The following is a 19,622-nucleotide window of genomic DNA, read 5'->3' on the forward strand; positions in this document are numbered from 1 at the left end:
GGCCCCATCCTATCGGGCGTCGGAACGACCGCGCCGGTCGCCGCGCAGGTTGGCGTAAAGCACATGGTTGCGCCACCGTCCGTCGATCTGCAGATAGCTTTGCGCGACGCCTTCATACTTGAAGCCCGACTTTTCCAGCACCCCGCGCGAGGCAGCGTTTTCCGGCAGGCATGCGGCCTCGATCCGCGACAGATCCAGGGCGGTGAAGGCATGATGCACCAGCACGCCAATCGCCTCGCGCATGTAACCCTGCCGGGCGAAGGGTTGTCCGATCCAGTATCCGATGGTGCCCGATTGCGCGGGACCGCGGCGGATGTTGTCCAGCGTGATCGCCCCCAGCAACACGCCGTCGCGGCGGACCAGGAACAAGGGCAGCGCCGTGCCCCCCCGGCTGGCGCGCGCGGCCCAATAGACGCGATTGACAAAGCTTTTGCGCGACAGGTGGTCGGGCGACCAGACGGGTTCCCACGGCGTCAGGAAATCCCGGCTGGACTGGCGCAGGCCCGTCCAGGCATGGAAATCCCCATGGGCAGGCAGGCGCAGCACGATCCGCTCGGTTTCCAAGCTTACGGGCCGCTGCCGCAGGAACATCAGGCGGCAAGCCTTTCAGCCAAGGATTCCCGGGCTGGCGCGGCCTTGACAGGTCCATACAGCGCCAGTGCCGGCCGAGCCCGTGCGATCAGGCCTTCGGCGTGGGCGCGCACCTCGGCCACGGATACGGCCGCAATGCGGTCCGCAACCTCTGCGGCGTCGGGCACCCGGCCCCAGATCGCCAAGGTCCGCGCCATGCGTTCGGCCTGGGCCGAGGGGCTTTCCAGCGACATCAGCAGGCTTGCACGCAGCTGCGCCTTGGCGCGGGCGACCTCGGCCTCGGACATGTCGGCGGCGGCGCGCTTCACCTCGTCGATGGTCAGGGTGGCAAGGTCCGCCAGATCCTCGGCCCCCGTCCCGGCATAGATGGTCAGCATCCCGGTGTCGTCATGGAAGCCCGACTGCGCGAAGATCGTGTAGCACAGGCCCCGTTCCTCGCGGATCTTCTGGAACAGGCGGGACGACATACCGCCGCCAAGCGCCGATGAAAAAATCTGCGCGGCATAGAAATCGGGCGCCAGATAGCCCGGCCCTTCAAGCGCCAGGGCGAAATGGGCCTGTTCCAGCTTCTTGACCTTGCGGGTTTCCAGTCCCTGCCACCGGGCGGCTTCGCGCAGGGCCTGGGCCACGGGGGCCAGATGCCCGAAGGCGCGTTCGGCCAGCCGCACGATCCGGTCGTGATCGACCGCGCCCGCCGCCGCCACGATCATCTGGCCGGGGCCGTAGTTTTCGGCGACAAAGCCTGCCAGGTCGGCACGCCCGAAGCTGCTGACGCGTTCGGCAGGACCAAGGATCGTGCGGCCCATCGGCTGGTTGGGATAGGCAGCCTCTTGCAGCCAGTCGAAGATGATGTCGTCGGGCGTGTCCATCGACTGCCCGATTTCCTGCAGGATCACGCCGCGCTCGACCTCGATCTCTCGTTCGTCGAAGACCGGGTTCAGCACGATATCAGACATCACGTCAAAAGCCAGATCGACATCATCCTCCAGCACGCGGACGTAATAGGCCGTCGCATCGCGCGAGGTATAGGCGTTGATATAGCCGCCCACATCCTCGATCGCCTCGGCGATCTGCAGGGCGGTCCGCGTCGCGGTGCCCTTGAAGGCCATGTGTTCCAGGAAATGGGCGATGCCGTTTTGTTCCGGGCGTTCGTTGCGCCCCCCCGCATTGACCCAGATCCCCAGGGCAGTGGAATGAAGCCCCGGCATCAGGCGCGTGGCGATGCGCAAACCGTTGGGCAGGGTCGTGACGTGCAGGTTGGGGTCTTTGTTCACTGGGTTCTCCGGTCAAGGATCAGCGATTTAAGCGCCTCGACGTCGTTTTCAACCCGCGTGACGCGTTCGGGCAGGTCGAACAGGGTCGCCATGTGCGGCGGCAGCGGCGGGCGCAGGCCGATGGCGGCTTCCACCGCGTCAGGGAACTTGGCCGGATGGGCGGTGGCCAGCGTCACCATGGGCACGCCGGGTTCGACATGCTGGCGCGCGACCGCCACGCCCACGGCGCTGTGCGGACACAGGATTTCGCCGGTCTCCGCGCGGATGGTGCGGATCATCGCCAGGGTCTGATCCTCGGACACGCGGCCCGACAGGTATTGCTCGCGCAGGGCCTGAAGCGCGCCCTGGCTGATGGTAAAGCCGCCTTGCTTCAATTCATCCATCAGTTGCCCGATGGCCGCCGTGTCGCCGCCATAGGCCAGATACAGCGCGCGTTCGAAGTTGGAACTGACCTGGATGTCCATGGAGGGGCTGATGGACGGCTCGACCGTGCCCACCCGGTATTCGCCGGTGGTCAGCGCACGGTGCAGGATATCGTTCTGGTTCGTCGCCACGATCAGGCGGCGGATCGGCAGGCCCATGGCCCGCGCGATGGACCCCGCGAAGATGTCGCCGAAATTGCCGGTGGGAACGGTGAAGTCCGTCTCGCGCATCCCCAGACTGGCGCAGGCCGTGAAGTAATAGACGATCTGCGCCACCACGCGCGCCCAGTTGATGCTGTTGACGCCCGCCAGGCCCACCTGGTCGCGGAAGGCATGGTCGTTGAACAGGTCCTTCAGCCGCGCCTGGCAGTCGTCGAAATGCCCGGTTACGGCAAGCGCGTGAACATTGGCGGCGTCCGGCGTCGTCATCTGGCGGCGCTGCACCTCGGACACGCGGCCATGGGGGAACATGATGAAGACATCGACATTGTCGATGCCTTTGAAGGCCTCGATGGCCGCCGACCCGGTATCGCCCGAGGTCGCGCCGACGATGGTGATCCGCTGGCCCGATCGCTTCAGCGCGATCTCGAACAACTGGGCGATCAACTGCATCGCGAAGTCCTTGAAGGCCAGCGTCGGGCCGTGGAACAGTTCCAGCAGGTGATGGCCGGGGGCAAGCTGGCGCAGGGGCGCCTTGGCGCTGTGTTCGATGCGCCCATAGGCGCGGTCGATGGCACCGCGCAGTTCGGCGTCGGTGAAGCTGTCGCCGGTAAAGGGGCGGACGACGCGGAAGGCCACTTCTTCGTAAGGCAGGCCGTCGAGGTCGTTTAGTCCGCCGAATGCCGGGATCGTCTCGGGCAGGTACAAGCCGCCGTCACGGGCAAGGCCGGACAGCATCGCCCCTTCGAAGTTCAGCACCGGGGCCTGACCCCGCGTCGAGACGTAGCGCATCCGTATTCCCTCAGTATTTCCGCTGCCTGATACGCCAGATCAGACCAAGTGTCATCCCTGCCCAGGTCGCGGCGATCAGGAACCACTGGATCGCATAGGACAGGTGGTTGTTGGGTATCCCCTCGATGGCGACGGGGATCGGCTGGACCCCCTGGGCATCGCCTTCGACAAAGCTGGCGACCACCAGCACGGGTTCTGTGTCCAGCACCTCGGCCATGGCGGATACGTCGCGGGCGAACCAGATGTTTTCGTCCAGGTTCGGATCCGGCGTGGCATTGCCCTTTTCATCGGGCCAATGCAGGTTGCCGCGGACGGTCAGCCGGGTGGGGCCGCGTTCCGCATGGCGCAGTTCCTGCGGAACGAAGCCACGGTCCAGCATGATCGCCCGCCCATCGTCCGTCACAAACCGCGACACGACCTGATAACCGCCGCCCTGTTCCTTGGTATGGGACAGCACGTCGATCTCGGCCCCCGTGGTGGTGCCGCTGACGGTGACGGGCAGATACTTCATCGACGGATCGATGGCGGCGGGCAAGGGCACCGGTTCGGCGTCGATGCTGGCCTGGATCTGTGTCAGCATGCCTTCCTTCCACTCCATCCGGCGCAGCTGCCACAGGCCAAGCTGGATCAGGATCGCGCAGCCGACGATGCCGAGGATCAGGGGAAACAGGATGCGGCGCATGAGATGAAGCCAGTCGCAATGAAAAACGCGCGGGGTCCGCCCCCGCGCGCTGTGTGTCAGGTCAGGCGGGGATCAGCTGCCCCAGACATAGACCACGGCGAACAGGAACAGCCAGACCACATCGACGAAGTGCCAGTACCAGGCGGCCGCCTCGAAGCCCACGTGCTTTTCCTGGCTCATCTGGCCATTCAGCAGACGCAGCAGGCAGACCGCCAGGAAGATCGTGCCGATGATGACGTGGAAGCCGTGGAAGCCCGTCGCGAGATAGAAGGCGCTGGCATAGGAGGTGTCCGCCAGACCAAAGGCCGCGTGGCTGTATTCATAGGCTTGCAGGAACGAGAAGATCACGCCCAGGACCACCGCGACGATCAGCCCGTTGATGGTCGTCTTGCGGTCGTTGTCGTGGACAAGCGCGTGATGCGCCCAGGTCACGGCCACGCCCGACAGAAGCAGGATCAGCGTGTTGATGAAGGGCAGATGCCAGGGATCGAAGGTGACGATCCCTTCCGGCGGCCAGACGCCGTCCTTGATGGGGCTTTCCGGTCCCATCGGATACATCGCGTTCTTGATGAAGTTCCAGAACCAGGCGACGAAGAACATCACCTCGGAGATGATGAACAGGATGAAGCCGTATTGCAGGCCGATGCGCACCACCGGGGTATGATCGCCGGCCTGGCTTTCGCGGATCACGTCCGCCCACCAGCTGTACATCACATACAGCACGCCGACAAAGCCGATCAGCGCCAGCCAGGGTCCATCGACGGGAATGCCAAACAGGGTGACATCACCCGCGTGCATCCAGCCCACCGCGCCATAGAGCATGAAGAAGGCCGAGATGGCAGCGACGAAGGGCCAGATCGACGGCGGAAGGATATGGTAATCGTGGTTCTTTGCGTGCGCCATGAGCTGTCCCCGTCGGCTCCTCAAGTATTCAATTGACGTTATCGGCCGGCTTGGCGTCAAGCGCCGCCTGCTTCGGCTCGGTCCGGTGGAAGGTATAGGACAGGGTGATGTCCCTGATCCAGCTTGCATCGCGGTCCTTGATCAGTTCCGGGTCCACATAGAAGCTGACCGGCATCTCGATCCGCTCGCCCGGCTGCAAGGTCTGTTCCGTGAAGCAGAAGCACTCGATCTTGCTGAAGTAATAGCCCGTCACTTCCGGCGCGACGTTATAGCTGGCGGTGCCGGTGATGGGCACGTCCGAATTGTTGATCGCCTCATAGAAGGCCAGGCCATTCTCGCCCAGCTTGACCTCCATGCTGGTCTGCATGGGGCGGAAGGTCCATTCCAGGTTCTTGTCCACATTGGCGTCGAAGCGCACGCGGATCGTTTCGTCCAGAACCTGATCGGGCGCGGCCGCGGCGACCTGCGTGGTGCCGCCAAAGCCCGTAACGCGGCAGAACCAGTCATAAAAGGGAACGGCGGCCCAGGCGAGGGCGCCCATCGTGACGACGACCCCCACCAGCCAGGTCACGGTCTTCGTTTCGGGGGACATGCGGCTCATGGGCGCGGCTCCTCGCCAGGAAGTTCCGACACGCGGGGCTGATGATCGAACGCCTCCAGCATGTCACCCTGCTGCACCTTGACCACGGTCAGACCGAAGACCAGGGCGACAAAGGCCACCAGCACCAACCCCAGTCCGACATTGCGGGACCGGCGGCGCTTGTGGATTTCGTGTTCGGCGTTCAGCGGCATTACCAGCCCCCCGTCCAATGCTGCACCAGAAGGGCCGTGAAGTGCAGGAACAGGTAATAGAGCGACAGCTTGAAGACGCGCTTTTCGACGGCATAGCCATCGGCGACGGCCGTTTCCTCGGACCGGCGCAGGATCTGCCAGCCGCCATGGATGAACAGCGCGTTCAGCACGATCGACGCCGCCAGATAGACCGGCCCTCCGACCGAGGTCAGACCCAGCCAGATGGCAAAGGGCGCCAGCACCAGCGTATAGGCGAAGATATGGCGGCGCGTTGCCGGGCGGCCATGGGTGACCGTCAGCATCGGCACCTTGGCATTGTGATAGTCGGACTTCATGAACAGCGCGAGCGCCCAGAAATGCGGCGGCGTCCAGAAGAAGATCAGTGCGAACATCAGCAGCGATTCGATGCTGATCCCGCCCGTGGCGCAGGCCCAGCCGATCATCGGGGGGAAGGCACCGGCCGCGCCCCCGATCACGATGTTCTGCGGCGTCCAGCGTTTCAGCCAGATCGTATAGACCACGGCATAGAAGAAGATCGTGAAGGCCAGGAAGCCTGCGGCAAACCAGTTCGCCGCCAGCCCCAGCATCATCACCGCAAAGCCCGCAAGGATCAGGCCCAGCGACAGCGCGGCGCCCCCTTCGATCCGGCCAGCAGGGATCGGGCGGTCCTGCGTGCGCCGCATCACCGCGTCGATGTCGGCGTCATACCACATGTTCAGCGCGCCCGACGCCCCGCCGCCAAGCGCGATGAACAGGACCGAGCAGAAGGCGATAAAGGGATGCACATCGACCGGCGCGACCAACAGGCCGACGAAGGCCGTGAAGACGACCAGCGACATCACCCGCGGCTTCAGCAGCGCGACGAAATCGCGGAACTCGGCCTCGGGGGCGCCTTCATAGGTGTTGATGTCGGTCATCTCGTCTTCGGTCTGGCTTTGTCGCTGGTCAGGCCGACGGTCAGTCGGCCTTGGCCACCTGAACATCGGCCGCGGTGGATTCCACGGCTGCGGTTGCAGGTGCGCCTTCCAGGGTTCCCCCCTGCTCGGCGACCCATTGGGCATAGACTTCGGGGCTGACCGCCTTCACGACGATCGGCATATAGGCGTGGTTGATGCCGCACAACTCGCTGCACTGGCCGAAATAGACCCCTTCCTGGTCCACATTGAACCAGGCCTGTGCGATGCGGCCCGGAACGGCGTCTTGCTTCACGGCGAAGGCGGGGATGGTCCAGCTGTGGATCACGTCGTTCGCGGTCACCTGCAGCAGGACTGTCTGGCCGACCGGCACGACCACGGCGGTGTCGGTGGCCAGCAGGTATTCATCCTCGGAATAGCCGTAATCCGCCAGTTCTTCCCTGGTCAGCATGATCGAATCGAAGCTGATCCCGTTTTCGGGATATTCATAGGACCAGTACCACTGGTTGCCGATGGCCTTGATCACCACGTCGGGATCGGCCGGCATTTCCTGGCTGCGGAACAGCGCGGGCAATGAAAACGCGCCGATCGTCACCAGAATCAGCACGGGGACCAGCGTCCAGGCAATCTCCAGCGGCGTGTTGTGCGTGAACCTGGCCGGCACTGGGTTCGACCGCTTGTTATAGCGCAGGATCACGATCAGCAGCAGCGCGCAGACCACAACCGTGATCACGGTGATGATGATCAGCACGAAGTGATCCAGCCACTGCTGGTCGCGGGCCAGTTCGGTCGCCGCCGGCTGGAAATTCACGCCGCGCGGTTCGGGCTTGCCGATCACGGGCAGTTCACCCAACACATCCTGCGCAAAGGCCGACCCGGCTACCATTCCCGCCGTCGCAAGCCCGGAAGCTGCCGCGACTGTCCGGCGAATCATCGCTATTGCCATCATCCCATCCCGTTATCCTGGCGCGGCCGCGCGACCGCAGGGCGCCCAAGGGCGGCCCTTTTCCTTTAACAATCTCCGTTCTATGACCATATCTCGACCCCACGGGCAAGTGATACATAAGCCTGCCTCTGCAAATTACCGGCATTGGGCCGCCAGAAGGATGAACCCCGCCATGAGCCGAACCCCCTTCGATCCCTTCGCGACCAACCTGGACCGCGACCGCGCCCTGGCGATCCTGCGCGAAGCGACAGCGGGGGCCGAGGATGGAGAGCTGTTCCTTGAACATACGGTGTCTGAATCGCTGGTGTTCGACGACGGGCGGCTGCGCAATTCGGGCTATACCGCCGAGCAGGGCTTCGGGTTGCGGGCCGTGCGCAGCGAGGTGACGGGCTATGCCCATTCGACCGAGATTTCCGAACCCGCCCTTCGCCGCGCGGCGGAAACCGCGCGGCTTGCGGTGGGCCAGGGCGGCGGCGTGATGGCGCCTGCCGCACCCATGAAGGTCCAGCCGCTCTATATGGCTGCGGACCCGGCTGAAGGAATTCCTTTCGCCCAACGGATCGAGCTTCTGCGCCAGATCGACGATTACGCCCGCTCGCGCGATCCTCGCGTGGTGCAGGTGACCGTTTCTCTTGCCTCGTCCCTGCAACAGGTGGCGATCCTGCGGCCCGAGGGGGGATTGGTGACGGATATCCGCCCGATGGCGCGGCTGAATGTCAGCGTGATCGTGGAAAACAACGACCGTCGCGAATCCGGCGGCCATGGCGGCGGCGGGCGCGTGTCGCTGGCGGGCCTGATGGATCCGGCCCACTGGCAGCCCGCCGTGGACGAGGCCCTGCGGATCGCCTTGGTCAACCTTCGGTCCGTTCCTGCCCCTGCCGGTGTCATGGACGTGGTGCTTGGCCCCGGCTGGCCCGGCATCCTGTTGCACGAGGCGGTGGGCCACGGGCTTGAAGGCGATTTCAACCGCAAGAAGGCAAGCGCATTCGCCGGGTTGATGGGACAACGTGTCGCAGCCCCCGGCGTGACCGTGGTCGATGACGGCACCATCCCTGACAGGCGCGGCAGCATCGGCGTCGATGACGAGGGCATGCCCCCTGCCCGAAACGTGCTGATCGAGGACGGGATTCTCGTCGGCTACATGCAGGATCGCCAGAACGCCCGGCTGATGGGGGTGGACCCGACCGGCAACGGCCGGCGGCAAGGCTTCTCGCACGCGCCGATGCCGCGCATGACCAACACCTATATGCCCGGCGGCGACGCGGACCCGGCGGCGATCCTCGCCGACCTGAAGGACGGCATCTATGCCGTGGGCTTTGGCGGCGGCCAGGTGGACATCACCAACGGCAAGTTCGTGTTTTCCTGCACCGAGGCTTACCGCGTGAAGGACGGCGTGGTCGGCGACCCGATCCGCGGGGCCACGCTGATCGGCGACGGCGCAACCGCGCTGCAACAGGTGCGCGCCATCGGCAACGACATGGCGCTGGATCCGGGCATCGGCAATTGCGGCAAGCAGGGCCAGTGGGTGCCGGTGGGCGTGGGCCAGCCGACGCTGCTGATCGGCGGGCTGACGGTGGGCGGCTCGGCCGCGTAGGGGTCGCTAACCAGTTGTTAACCGCTGCGGCGTAATGCTGATTCCCGGACAAGGGCCGGAGGCAGCATGGATACCGGACATCTTCCTTTCGATACGCGCCGCGCGCAGGACGACGACCTGTCGGTGCTGCGCCTGATCCGGTCGCGCCGGGTGGGACCGGCGACCTATCACCGGCTGGTGGCGGAACACGGCAGCGCGCGGGCTGCACTGGATGCACTGCCCGAGATCGCGGCGGCGGCGGGCATCGCCGGTTATGAGGTCTGCCCCGAAGGTGTTGCGGCCGCCGAACTGGCGGCGGGGCGCAAATGCGGCGCCCGGCTGATCCGCATCGATTCGCCCCTTTATCCCTCCGCGCTGCGCGAGATCGACGGGGCACCACCGATCCTGTGGGTCCGCGGCGATCCGTCATGGCTGTCCAGGAATCCTGTGGCGGTGATCGGGGCGCGCAACGCCTCGTCGCTGGGGCTGCGGATGGCGCGCGGCATGGCGACGGGCCTGGGGGAAGCGGGCCATACCGTTGTTGCGGGCCTGGCGCGCGGGATCGACACCGCAGCCCATAACGCGGCCCTGCCCACCGGCACGATCGCGGTTATGGCCGGGGGCGTCGATGTGATCTATCCGGCGGAAAACGTCATCCTGGCCGCGCAGATCGCCGAAAAAGGCGCGCTTGTGTCCGAACAGCCGCCCGGCACCGAACCGCAGGCCCGCCATTTCCCGACCCGCAACCGCATCGTCTCGGGTCTGTCGCAAGCCGTCGTGGTGATCGAGGCCGCGCATCGGTCGGGCACGCTGATCACGGCCAAGAACGCGCTTGACCAGGGACGCGAGGTCATGGCCGTGCCGGGGCATCCGATGGACGCCCGCGCGGGTGGCTGCAACCAGTTGATCCGCGACGGCGCGATCCTGGTGCGCAACTCGGCCGATGTCTGCACGGCGCTTGGCCAGGAGCCAGAGCTTGCCGGAATGGCCGAGGCGCCCGCGGCCCCGGCGCTGTCCCCTGCCCTGCGTCCCGAACCCGCCGATCCGGCGCAGATCGAGGCGCGGATCCTGTCCCGCCTCGGGCCTTCGCCCTCGGATGAAAACGACGTGATCCGCGACCTGGGCCTGCCGGCCGCTGCGGCAAGTGCGGCGATCCTGTCGCTGGAATTGCAGGGCCGACTGCTGCGGGTGCCGGGCGGGCGGCTGGCACTTGGCTGACGGCCGCACACGCGGCGGGTGATTTCCGCAGGTTGACACTGGCAGGCCCCGGACCCATGTTCCCGGCCCATCGCAAAGGTGCCCTCGAGGTTAAGAATGCCCGTCGTCGTCGTTGAATCCCCGGCCAAGGCCAAGACCATCGAGAAATACCTCGGCGGCGATTATCGCGTGCTGGCCTCTTTCGGCCATGTCCGCGACCTGCCCCCCAAGGACGGCAGCGTCGATCCCGATGCCGATTTCGCGATGAAATGGGAGGTCGCGGCAGACAGCCGCAAGCACCTCAAGGCGATCAAGGACGCGCTGAAGGACGACCAGACCCTGATCCTGGCCACCGACCCGGATCGTGAGGGCGAGGCGATTTCCTGGCACCTGCTGGAGGCGCTGTCCCCCGCGCTGAAGAAGGGCGCGGCAGTCAACCGCGTCACCTTCAACGCCATCACCAAGACGGCCGTGACCGAGGCGATGGCCAATCCCCGCCAGATCGACCAGCCGCTGGTCGATGCCTATCTGGCACGCCGCGCGCTTGATTACCTGGTGGGCTTCAACCTGTCGCCGGTCCTGTGGCGCAAGCTGCCGGGCGCGAAATCGGCGGGCCGCGTGCAATCGGTCTGCCTGCGCCTGATCGTGGACCGGGAAATGGAGATCGAGGCCTTCAAGGCCCGCGAATACTGGTCGGTCCATGCGCGCCTGGCGACGCCGGGCGGCGCAGAATACGACGCCACGCTGGTGTCGCTGGCGGGCGCGAAGCTGGACCGCTTCGACCTGCCGAACGCGGAAAAGGCCGCCATGGCCGTCAGCGCGGTGGCCAGCCGCAATCTGCGCGTGACCAGCGTCGCCGCCAAGCCCGCGACGCGGAACCCCTGGCCGCCCTTCATGACCTCGACCCTGCAGCAAGAGGCGTCGCGCAAGCTGGGCATGGGCGCCAAGGCCTGCATGTCGGCGGCGCAGCGGCTGTATGAGGCGGGGCTGATCACCTATATGCGGACCGACGGCATCGACATGGCACCCGAGGCCGTCCATGCCACCCGCGACGCGATCAAGGCCAAGTTCGGCGACAAATACGTGCCGTCCAGCCCGCGGATGTACAAGAACAAGGCCAAGAACGCACAGGAAGCGCATGAATGTATCCGCCCCACCGACATGATGCTGTCGCCCGACAAGCTGAAGGTCACGGCGGATGACCAGCGGAAACTCTATGACCTGATCTGGAAGCGCACCATCGCCAGCCAGATGGAAGCCGCGCGCATGGAGCGCACCACAGTCGAGATCGCCAGCCCCGACAACCAGGTCGGCCTGCGCGCAACGGGCCAGGTGATCCTGTTCGATGGCTTCCTGCGCGTCTATGACCAAGGCCGCGACGACGACGACGGCGAAGACAGCGCCCGCCTGCCCGCGATCCAGCAGGGCGAGGCGGCGAAGCTGGTCGGCAAGGCCTTCGATGCCGAATTCGCCAAGGCGCGTGAAAAGGACGACCCGGTCCCCCCTGCCCCCACCGGTCAGCGCGCCGCGCCGGGCCTGCTGCTGAACGACACGGCGGCCGTCGCTGCCCGCCAGCATTTCACCCAGCCGCCCCCCCGCTATACCGAGGCCACGCTGGTCAAGCGGATGGAGGAACTAGGCATCGGGCGCCCCTCGACCTATGCCAGCATCGTCACCACGATCCAGGACCGCGAATATGTCCGCAAGGACAAGAACCGCCTGATCCCCGAGGACAAGGGGCGCCTCGTCACGATCTTCCTGACCAAGTATTTCCCGCGCTATGTCAGCTATGACTTCACGGCGGATCTGGAAAACGAGCTGGACGAGATCAGCGCGGGCGACCTGGTCTGGCGCGAGGTTCTGGGTCGTTTCTGGAAGGATTTTTCAAAGGCCCTCGAAGGCACTTCGGAACTGCGCATCACCGAGGTTCTGGACGCCATCGACGACGCCCTTGCCCCGCATCTCTATCCGCCGCGCGCCGATGGCGGCGATCCGCGCGTCTGCCCGGTTTGCGGCGCGGGACGGCTGAACCTGAAGACGGCGCGGTCCGGCGGGGCCTTCATCGGTTGTTCCAACTATCCCGAATGCCGCTATACGCGTCCGATCTCTGCCCCCGACGGAGAGGAAGCCGTGGGCGACCGCATCCTGGGCGAGCTTGATGGCAAGCCGATCAGCCTCAAGACCGGGCGCTTCGGCCCCTATGTCCAGCGGGGCGAGGCGACCGAGGACAATCCCAAGCCTGCCCGCGCGTCGATCCCCAAGGGCTGGAATCCGGCGACGCTGGATCTGGATCGGGCGGTGCAACTGCTGTCGCTGCCGCGTCCGGTCGGCGCGCATCCCGAGGATGGCGAGTTGATCGAGGCCGGGATCGGCCGCTTCGGCCCCTATGTGAAGCACGGCTCGAAATACGCGAACCTGCCCGATGTGGAGGAAGTCTTCACCATTGGCATGAACCGCGCGGTCGAGGTTCTGGCCGCCAAGCAGACCCGTGGCCGCGCGGCGGCTGCGGCGCCCTTGCGCGAGTTGGGCGAACACCCGGACGGCGGCGCAATTCAGGTGATGAGCGGGCGCTATGGTCCTTATGTGAAATGGGAAAAGGTGAACGCAACCCTGCCCCGCGATGTCGCGCCCGAGGATCTGACGGTTGAGCAGGCGCTTGAACTGATCGCGGCCAAGGCCGGCAAGTCGCCCGCCAAGAAGAAGACCGCGCCCAAGGCCAAGGCCGCTGCGAAGAAGCCTGCCGCCAAGAAGGCCTCCACTCAAAAGTCCTCCGCCAAGAAGGCGGCCAAGGGCTAGAGTTCGTCCGCGATCCCGGCGGCTTCCGCCAGGAACCGCTGCCGGACGCTTGCCGCATGGGGGTTCGCCTTCAGGATCGTCGCCAGCAGTTCGGGAGAGTCGTCCTGGACCATGGCGGCGGCTTCCGCCAGCATCGCGAAGCTGCGGGTCGCCATGTGCCGCGGCAGCGGACCAAGCCGCGACAGGCTGCGCGCGATCAGATGCGTCAGGCCCTGGACCACCGCCATGTCGCGGTCGTGCTGATCAGGGGTCGTCTCGATGACCTCCAGGCCCTGCCCCCGCAGGAAAGCCGCCAGGCGCCGGTGGCCCCTGCCGCGCAGCGGGCACCAGGCAATGCGATGGCCTGCAGGTCCCTCCGCCGCGCTGGCGGGGCCGAACAGCGGGTGGCTGGCAATGATCTCGACGTGATCGGGCAGGATCTGCAGCATCAGACGCGCCGGTTCCAGCTTGACCGAGGCCACGTCGATCACCGTGGCGCCCGGCCGCAGATGCAGGGCGATGGCGTGCAGCACCCCCGCTAGCTGCGGCAGCGGCACCGCGAGGACAACGATGTCCGCGCGCGCCACCTGCGCCAGATCGACCTGCGGCAGGTCGTTCGATCTGACCCGCGGATCGCAGACCGACAGTGCAAGATGCGGGCGCAGGTGGCGCGCGATCAGCTGGCCGAAGGCGCCGAAGCCGATGATGGACAGGGTCTGGGGACGAATGGACATGGTGGACCTTTGGAGCTTGCGCCAAGGTCGTTGTCATGTCGCCGTGTCAACCGCACCTCCGCGCGGTTGACATGCTGCTGCCCCCGCTATGTCAGCGGGCGATAATAGGTCGCAAAGGCAGCGTTGCGGGTTTTCATGGCTTTCTCATGGCTGCGGCCGGGCGCGGTGTCAACCATGCTGCACCGCCGCATTGACTTGCCTGGATGCGCGAGCGACAAATCCGCAGCGGTTCATTCTGGGGAGGAATAATGAAAAAGGTCTATGCCACGGCCGGGGAGGCCCTGGAGGGCTTGCTGCGGGACGGGATGGTGATTGCGGCGGGGGGCTTTGGCCTGTGCGGCATCCCCGAGTTGCTGATCGCGGCGATCCGCGACGCGGGCACGAAGGATCTGACGGTCGCGTCGAACAACTGCGGCGTCGATGATTTCGGTCTGGGCATCCTGCTGCAGACGCGGCAGATCAGGAAGATGATCTCCTCCTATGTCGGCGAGAACGCCGAGTTCATGCGCCAGTATCTGTCGGGCGAGCTGGAGCTGGAGTTCAATCCCCAGGGCACCTTGGCCGAGCGGATGCGGGCGGGCGGCTGCGGCATCCCCGGCTTCTACACCAAGACCGGCGTCGGCACCGTGATCGCCGAGGGCAAGGAGGTCAAGACCTTCGACGGCCAGGATTATATCCTGGAGCGCGGCATCGTGGCCGACCTGTCGATCGTGAAGGCCTGGAAGGCCGACGACACCGGCAACCTGGTGTTCCGCAAGACCGCCCGCAACTTCAACCCGCCCGCCGCCATGTGCGGCCGTGTCTGCGTGGCCGAGGTCGAGGAGATCGTCCCGCGCGGCAGCCTGGACCCCGACCATATCCACCTTCCCGGCATCTATGTGCACCGTATCGTGCAGGGCCCGCACGAGAAGCGCATCGAACAGCGCACCACCCGCAAGAAGGAGACCGCGTGATGGCCGAAGCACCCAAGGGCTGGGATCGCAACCAGATGGCCGCGCGGGCGGCACAGGAACTGGAAGACGGGATGTATGTGAACCTGGGGATCGGCATCCCCACGCTGGTCGCGAACTATGTGGGCGACAAGGACATCACGCTGCAGTCGGAAAACGGGATGCTGGGCATGGGTCCATTCCCGTTCGAGGGCGAGGAGGATCCCGACCTGATCAACGCGGGCAAGCAGACCATCACCGAGCTGAACCGCACTGCCTATTTCGACAGCGCGACCAGCTTCGGCATGATCCGGGGCGGCAAGATCGCGGCCGCAATCCTGGGTGCGATGGAGGTGGCCGAGAACGGCGACCTGGCCAACTGGATGATCCCCGGCAAGCTGGTCAAGGGCATGGGCGGGGCGATGGATCTGGTGGCCGGCGTGGGCCGGGTGATCGTGGTCATGGACCACACCAACAAGGCCGGAGAGTCGAAGGTCTTGCGCGAATGCACCCTGCCCCTGACCGGCAAGGGGGTGGTGGACCGCATCATCACCAACCTGGGCGTGCTGGACGTAGTGCCGGGCGGCCTGCGCATCGTCGAGTGTGCGGACGGCGTGACCGAGGAGGAACTGCGTGCCTCGACCGAGGCGACGATCGTCGGTTGATAGCCGGGAAATGGGGAAATGTTGGCGGGGGGCCTTGCCCCCCGTCGCCGTTTCGGCGACTCCCCCCAGGATATTTGGACCAAAGTGAAAGGCTGGGCATGACCGCAGACGAGATCGCCGCGCTGTTCACTCGCGCCGACGGGACGTTCCTTTGCGCCCGATGGGGCCGGCCGGTCGCGCCGGTGATCTTTGGCCTGGCGGATGAAAGCCTGGACATCTTCCGAGGTGCGATCCGGGCGGGCTTTGCCCATGCACGCCATCCGCTGACCGATACGGACCCTGACATGGGGGCGAACCTGATGCTGTTCTTCGTCCGCGACTGGTCCGACCTGGGGGACATCCCCGACCTTGACCGCCTGACCGATGCGCCGGACCTGCCTGCGCGGCTGGTGCGGGCGGATGCGGACCAGTATCGCATGTTCCGCTTTGACGCCGGTGGAGGCATCAGGGCCTGCCTGGGTTTCCTGCGCATGTCGGGCGCCCTGGCCGACAGCCATCCCGCGCAACTGGCCGAGGCGCTGTTCATGCGCTGCGCGCTGACCTTTGCGCGCGACATCACCCCGTCGGCGGACATGGCGGCGCTGATCCGCGCGGCCTATGATCCGGTCCTGCCGATTGCTGCCACGGACCCTGCCCACGCCTGGCGGCTGGCGGCACGCCTGGGAGGCGCATGATGCACAGCCTTGCCGTCCGCGTCTATTACGAAGACACCGACCTTGCCGGGATCGTCTATTACGCGAATTATCTGAAATTCATCGAGCGGGGTCGGTCGGAATGGCTGCGCGCGCTTGGCGTGGACCAGGTGCGGCTGAAGACCGAGAGCGGCCATGTCTTTGCCGTCCGCCGGATCGAGGCCGACTATCTGCGCCCCGCTCGTTTCGACGACCTTCTGGCGGTGGAAACCACCCTGGACCGGATGACAGCCGCGCGGATCGTCGTCAGCCAAGCCGTCAAGCGTGAGGGCGACCTGCTGTTCACGGCCAAGGTCACGCTGGCCTGCCTGGACGGTCAAGGCCGCCCGGTTCGGCTGCCGAAAGGTCTGGCGGACACCTTGGCGGCGAAGTGAGGCGAAGGGGCCGCACTGTCTAAAAGTGACGCCATTGTGTTGCATCAAGGGGCTGCAACCTTTGTTAGGAAGGCGCTAGAAGGCCCGCAAACCGACCGGAACCCCGGCCGGATCCGTGATGGATCACGATGAAAAGGCAGTGACGATGGAACCGATCCAGGCCGCGCAGGCTCTTGATTTCTCGCTGATGGCGCTGTTTGCGCGCGCCTCGCTGACGGTGCAGGTGGTGATGGTGCTGCTGATCATGGCCTCGGTCTGGGCCTGGGCGATCATCATCCAGAAGTTCCTGGCCTTCGCCAAGGCCCGCAAGGAAGCCGCGCGGTTCGACCGCGCCTTCTGGTCGGGAGAGCCGCTGGACGACCTTTATGACCGGCTGGGCGACCGGCCCTCGGGCGCGTCGGAACGCATCTTCGCGGCGGGCATGACCGAATGGCGCCGCAGCCATCGCGACGACGGGGCGCTGATCCCCGGCGGTCCCGCCCGCATCGACCGTGCCATGAACGTCGCCATCCAGCGCGAGGAATCGCGCCTGTTCCGCGGCCTGTCCTTCCTGGCGACGGTCGGGTCCACCGCCCCCTTCATCGGACTGTTCGGCACCGTCTGGGGCATCAAGACCGCCTTCGAGGGCATCGCCATGTCCCAGGACACCAGCTTGGCCGTGGTGGCCCCTGGCATCGCCGAGGCGCTGCTGGCCACCGCCCTGGGCCTTTTGGCTGCAATTCCCGCCGTCGTCTTCTACAACAAGCTGTCGGGCGACGCCGAGCGCGTGACCGGCAACTGGGAGGCCTTCGCCGACGAATTCTCGACCCTGCTGTCGCGCCAGATGGACGAGGCATAGGATGTCAGCCGCCGTCGTCAAGCGCGTTCGCCGCAAGGGCCGGGGCCATCGCCGCAACGCGCCCATGTCGGAAATCAACGTCACGCCCTTCGTGGACGTGATGCTGGTGCTGCTGGTGATCTTCATGGTGGCCGCCCCCTTGATGACGGCAGGGGTGCCGCTGAACCTGCCCCAGACCGCCGCCACCGCCGTACCCACCGAGCCCGAGGAGCCGCTGGTCATCTCGATCCCCGCCGACGGCGACGTGATGCTGATGGATGCGCCGGTGGCGCAGGACCAGATCGTCACCCGGCTGCGCGAGATCCTGGCCGAACGCGAAAGCCAGCGCGTATTCCTGCGGGCGGATGGCGCGATCCCCTATGCCCGCGTGGTGCAAGTGATGGGCGCGCTGAACGCCGCAGGCCTGTCCGACATCGTGCTGGTGACGGATACCGGCGGGCCGAGGATGGACGGCTGACGCCATGGAGGACCGCGAGGACCGCATCGGCTGGTGGGTTTCGGGATCGGCGCATACCGCGCTGATCCTATGGGCGATTTTGGGCGGGGTGTTCCTGCGCCCGCAGCCATCGACGCCCCTGCGCACCACCGAGGTGGCCACCATGAGCGGGGCCGAGTTCGAGGCGCTTGCCGCCGCATCGCGCGGTGCCGGGCCAGTCGGGCGCGAGGCCACGGCCGTGGCGACGATGCCCGCGCCCCCCATGGATCAGGATGCCGCGCAGGCACCCGCTGCGGCAAGCATCCCGGATGCCGAGGATTCGGCGCAGGATCTGGCGCAGCCCGATGAGTCCGAGGCGCGGCCCGACTTGTCGGACTTCAACAGGCCTGACCCGGTGGCTGTGGCGACCGATCTTGGCGCGCCCGCGGAAAATCAGACCGCGGATGACGCGGCCCCCCTGCCGCCGGCCGACGCGGGCGTGCCAACAGCCGGTGCGCAGCCGGCACGGCCCGAAGCGCCCTCCGCCGACGCTTCCGCAGCGCCGCGATCGGAACTGGCGCTTGACCGATCAGCCCTGCCCCGCCTGCGGCCCGAAGGTCTGGTCGAGCGCCGCAATGCCCGGCTGGCGCAGCAAGAAGCCGAACGCCAGGCTGCCGCCCAGGCAGCCCGCGCCGCGCAGGAAGCGGCCGAAGCGGCAGCTGCCGAGGCGGAAGAACGCCGCCTGACCGCCGAGCGCGAAGCCGCCGAGGAGGCGCGCCGGGCCGAGCAGGCCGAGGCCGAACGGCAGGCCGAAGCAGAGCGTCAGGCCGAAGCAGAGCGTCAGGCAGAGGCGGAGCAGCAGGCCGCCGAGGAGCGCCGCGAAGCCGCCGAACGCCGGGCGGCTGCGGAACGGGCCGAGCGCGAAGAACAGGAACGGCGCGAGGCCCAGGCTCGCGCAGAGGAAGAGCGGCGGGCGGCAGAGGCAGAGCGGCGGGCCGAAGAAGAACGTCGCGCCGCAGAGGCCCGCGCAGAAGAAGAACAGGAAGCCGAGCGCCGCGCCGAGGAAGCCCGGCAGGCGGAAGCAGAGAGGCGGGCTGAAGAAGAACGTCAGGCCGAGGCTGAGCGAAGGGCCGAGGCAGAGCGTCGGGCCGAGGCAGAGCGTCGGGCCGAAGAAGAACGCCGCGCCGCTGCCGCCGAGCGCGAAGCCGAGGAGCGCCGTCTTGCAGCCGAACGCGAGGCGGAAGAACGCCGTGCCGCCGCAGCACGCGCGGCCGAGGAACAGGCCGCAGCCGAGGCAGCCCGTCAGCAGGCGCTGGAGGACGCGCTCCGCGAGGCACAGGACGGCAGCGCCGGTGCGGCCGGGACGGACACCGCCTCGACCGGGGATGCGGTGGGTGGCGACAGCCAGATGATCGACGGAGGCTCCGGCGCCTCGGCCGTGCAGGATCCGCTTGCGGCGGCGCTTGCGGGGGCGATGTCGGGTTCCCCTGCCCCGGCAGATGCCACTGATGCGCAGGACGGCCTTGCGGAGCCCATGCAGCTGGCGCCTTCGCCCATCCGGCCTACGCCGCTGGATGGCATCGACATGTCCAGCCTGTCGCAAGCCCAGCCCTTGTCGCAGGCGGAAAGGGATGCCTTCCGCACCGCGCTGCGCCAGTGCTGGAACGAAGGCGCGCTGTCGGTCGAGGCGTCCGGCATGTCGGTCTCGGTGGCCTTCAGCATGACCGCCGATGCCAGGCCCATCGAGGCCAGCCTGCGGATTTCCGACTATCACGGCGGGTCGGAAGCCGGCGCCCGGCACGCCTTCGAGGTCGCGCGGCGGGCCATCATGATGTGCGGCGGCGCGGGCTTTCCCCTGCCCTTCGACAAATACAGCCGCTGGCGCGATGTCGTGGTCGAGTTTCGCCCCGACGGAATCGGATTTGACTGAGGCCGGATCGGCCCTGTCGCAAGGA

The 19,622-nt window shown here is 66.6% G+C and carries 20 protein-coding genes; 10 read left to right on the plus strand and 10 right to left on the minus strand.

The features are described from left to right. Positions 1–9: 9 nt before the first annotated feature. The 9 genes from RAH32_RS09350 to coxB all read right to left on the minus strand — a co-directional run bounded on the left by RAH32_RS09350 (position 10) and on the right by coxB (position 7,463). Positions 10–591 (minus strand): GNAT family N-acetyltransferase, encoded by a 582-nt coding sequence (locus RAH32_RS09350; protein ID WP_306607388.1) that lies wholly within the window; start codon positions 589–591, stop codon positions 10–12. Further along, positions 591–1,865 (minus strand): M16 family metallopeptidase, encoded by a 1,275-nt coding sequence (locus tag RAH32_RS09355; RefSeq protein ID WP_373429690.1) that lies wholly within the window; start codon positions 1,863–1,865, stop codon positions 591–593. Before RAH32_RS09355 ends, RAH32_RS09350 begins: the two co-directional genes overlap by 1 nt. Further along, positions 1,862–3,238, minus strand: coding sequence for a threonine synthase (thrC, locus tag RAH32_RS09360; RefSeq protein ID WP_306607390.1), 1,377 nt, complete (start codon positions 3,236–3,238; stop codon positions 1,862–1,864). Before thrC ends, RAH32_RS09355 begins: the two co-directional genes overlap by 4 nt. Positions 3,239–3,248: 10 nt before the next feature. Next, positions 3,249–3,920: an SURF1 family protein gene (locus RAH32_RS09365; RefSeq protein WP_306607392.1), complete on the minus strand. Its 672-nt coding sequence runs from the start codon at positions 3,918–3,920 to the stop codon at positions 3,249–3,251. A 72-nt stretch (positions 3,921–3,992) separates the two neighbouring features. Further along, positions 3,993–4,823, minus strand: a complete 831-nt coding sequence (locus RAH32_RS09370) for a cytochrome c oxidase subunit 3 (RefSeq protein WP_306607394.1) — start codon at positions 4,821–4,823, stop codon at positions 3,993–3,995. 28 nt (positions 4,824–4,851) lie between these two features. Then, positions 4,852–5,424, minus strand: coding sequence for a cytochrome c oxidase assembly protein (locus RAH32_RS09375; RefSeq protein ID WP_306607396.1), 573 nt, complete (start codon positions 5,422–5,424; stop codon positions 4,852–4,854). Continuing rightward, positions 5,421–5,615 carry a hypothetical protein gene (locus tag RAH32_RS09380; protein ID WP_306607398.1) on the minus strand — a complete coding sequence of 65 codons (195 nt, stop codon included), beginning with the start codon at positions 5,613–5,615 and terminating at the stop codon, positions 5,421–5,423. Before RAH32_RS09380 ends, RAH32_RS09375 begins: the two co-directional genes overlap by 4 nt. Further along, positions 5,615–6,532: a heme o synthase gene (gene cyoE / locus RAH32_RS09385; RefSeq protein ID WP_306607400.1), complete on the minus strand. Its 918-nt coding sequence runs from the start codon at positions 6,530–6,532 to the stop codon at positions 5,615–5,617. Before cyoE ends, RAH32_RS09380 begins: the two co-directional genes overlap by 1 nt. Positions 6,533–6,572: 40 nt before the next feature. Next, positions 6,573–7,463, minus strand: a complete 891-nt coding sequence (gene coxB / locus RAH32_RS09390) for a cytochrome c oxidase subunit II (protein ID WP_373429691.1) — start codon at positions 7,461–7,463, stop codon at positions 6,573–6,575. A gap of 184 nt (positions 7,464–7,647) precedes the next feature. Between coxB and tldD the strand changes: the two genes are divergently transcribed. The 3 genes from tldD to topA all read left to right on the plus strand — a co-directional run bounded on the left by tldD (position 7,648) and on the right by topA (position 13,041). Next, positions 7,648–9,069 carry a metalloprotease TldD gene (gene tldD, locus RAH32_RS09395; RefSeq protein WP_306607404.1) on the plus strand — a complete coding sequence of 474 codons (1,422 nt, stop codon included), beginning with the start codon at positions 7,648–7,650 and terminating at the stop codon, positions 9,067–9,069. 66 nt (positions 9,070–9,135) lie between these two features. Then, the gene (dprA, locus tag RAH32_RS09400; protein WP_306607406.1) at positions 9,136–10,266 is read left to right on the plus strand and encodes a DNA-processing protein DprA; all 1,131 of its coding nucleotides are present in this window, start codon (positions 9,136–9,138) and stop codon (positions 10,264–10,266) included. Between the two features lie 96 nt (positions 10,267–10,362). Beyond that, positions 10,363–13,041, plus strand: a complete 2,679-nt coding sequence (gene topA / locus RAH32_RS09405) for a type I DNA topoisomerase (RefSeq protein WP_306607407.1) — start codon at positions 10,363–10,365, stop codon at positions 13,039–13,041. Here the strand turns inward: topA and RAH32_RS09410 are convergent. Continuing rightward, positions 13,038–13,754 carry a prephenate dehydrogenase gene (locus tag RAH32_RS09410; protein WP_306607410.1) on the minus strand — a complete coding sequence of 239 codons (717 nt, stop codon included), beginning with the start codon at positions 13,752–13,754 and terminating at the stop codon, positions 13,038–13,040. The genes topA and RAH32_RS09410 overlap by 4 nt on opposite strands. 248 nt (positions 13,755–14,002) lie before the next feature. On the opposite strand from RAH32_RS09410, the gene RAH32_RS09415 reads away from it, so the two are divergent. From RAH32_RS09415 to RAH32_RS09445, 7 genes are all read left to right on the plus strand, one after another. After that, positions 14,003–14,707: a CoA transferase subunit A gene (locus RAH32_RS09415; RefSeq protein ID WP_306607412.1), complete on the plus strand. Its 705-nt coding sequence runs from the start codon at positions 14,003–14,005 to the stop codon at positions 14,705–14,707. After that, positions 14,707–15,348, plus strand: a complete 642-nt coding sequence (locus RAH32_RS09420; RefSeq protein ID WP_306607414.1) for a CoA transferase subunit B — start codon at positions 14,707–14,709, stop codon at positions 15,346–15,348. The genes RAH32_RS09415 and RAH32_RS09420 overlap by 1 nt, the downstream gene beginning before the upstream one ends. A 98-nt stretch (positions 15,349–15,446) precedes the next feature. Then, on the plus strand, positions 15,447–16,022 hold the full coding sequence (locus RAH32_RS09425) for a hypothetical protein (RefSeq protein ID WP_306607416.1): 576 nt from the start codon (positions 15,447–15,449) through the stop codon (positions 16,020–16,022). After that, on the plus strand, positions 16,019–16,414 hold the full coding sequence (gene ybgC / locus RAH32_RS09430; RefSeq protein WP_306607418.1) for a tol-pal system-associated acyl-CoA thioesterase: 396 nt from the start codon (positions 16,019–16,021) through the stop codon (positions 16,412–16,414). Before RAH32_RS09425 ends, ybgC begins: the two co-directional genes overlap by 4 nt. Before the next feature lie 118 nt (positions 16,415–16,532). Continuing rightward, positions 16,533–17,252: a protein TolQ gene (gene tolQ / locus RAH32_RS09435; RefSeq protein ID WP_373429692.1), complete on the plus strand. Its 720-nt coding sequence runs from the start codon at positions 16,533–16,535 to the stop codon at positions 17,250–17,252. Between the two features lies 1 nt (position 17,253). Beyond that, complete coding sequence (locus RAH32_RS09440; protein ID WP_306607420.1) at positions 17,254–17,709, plus strand: ExbD/TolR family protein; 456 nt, start codon at positions 17,254–17,256, stop codon at positions 17,707–17,709. Positions 17,710–17,713: 4 nt separating this feature from the next. Beyond that, positions 17,714–19,597 (plus strand): protein TolA, encoded by a 1,884-nt coding sequence (locus RAH32_RS09445; RefSeq protein WP_306607422.1) that lies wholly within the window; start codon positions 17,714–17,716, stop codon positions 19,595–19,597. Positions 19,598–19,622: the final 25 nt, after the last annotated feature.

The organism is Paracoccus yibinensis, assembly GCF_030846195.1.
Taxonomy (GTDB): domain Bacteria; phylum Pseudomonadota; class Alphaproteobacteria; order Rhodobacterales; family Rhodobacteraceae; genus Paracoccus; species Paracoccus yibinensis.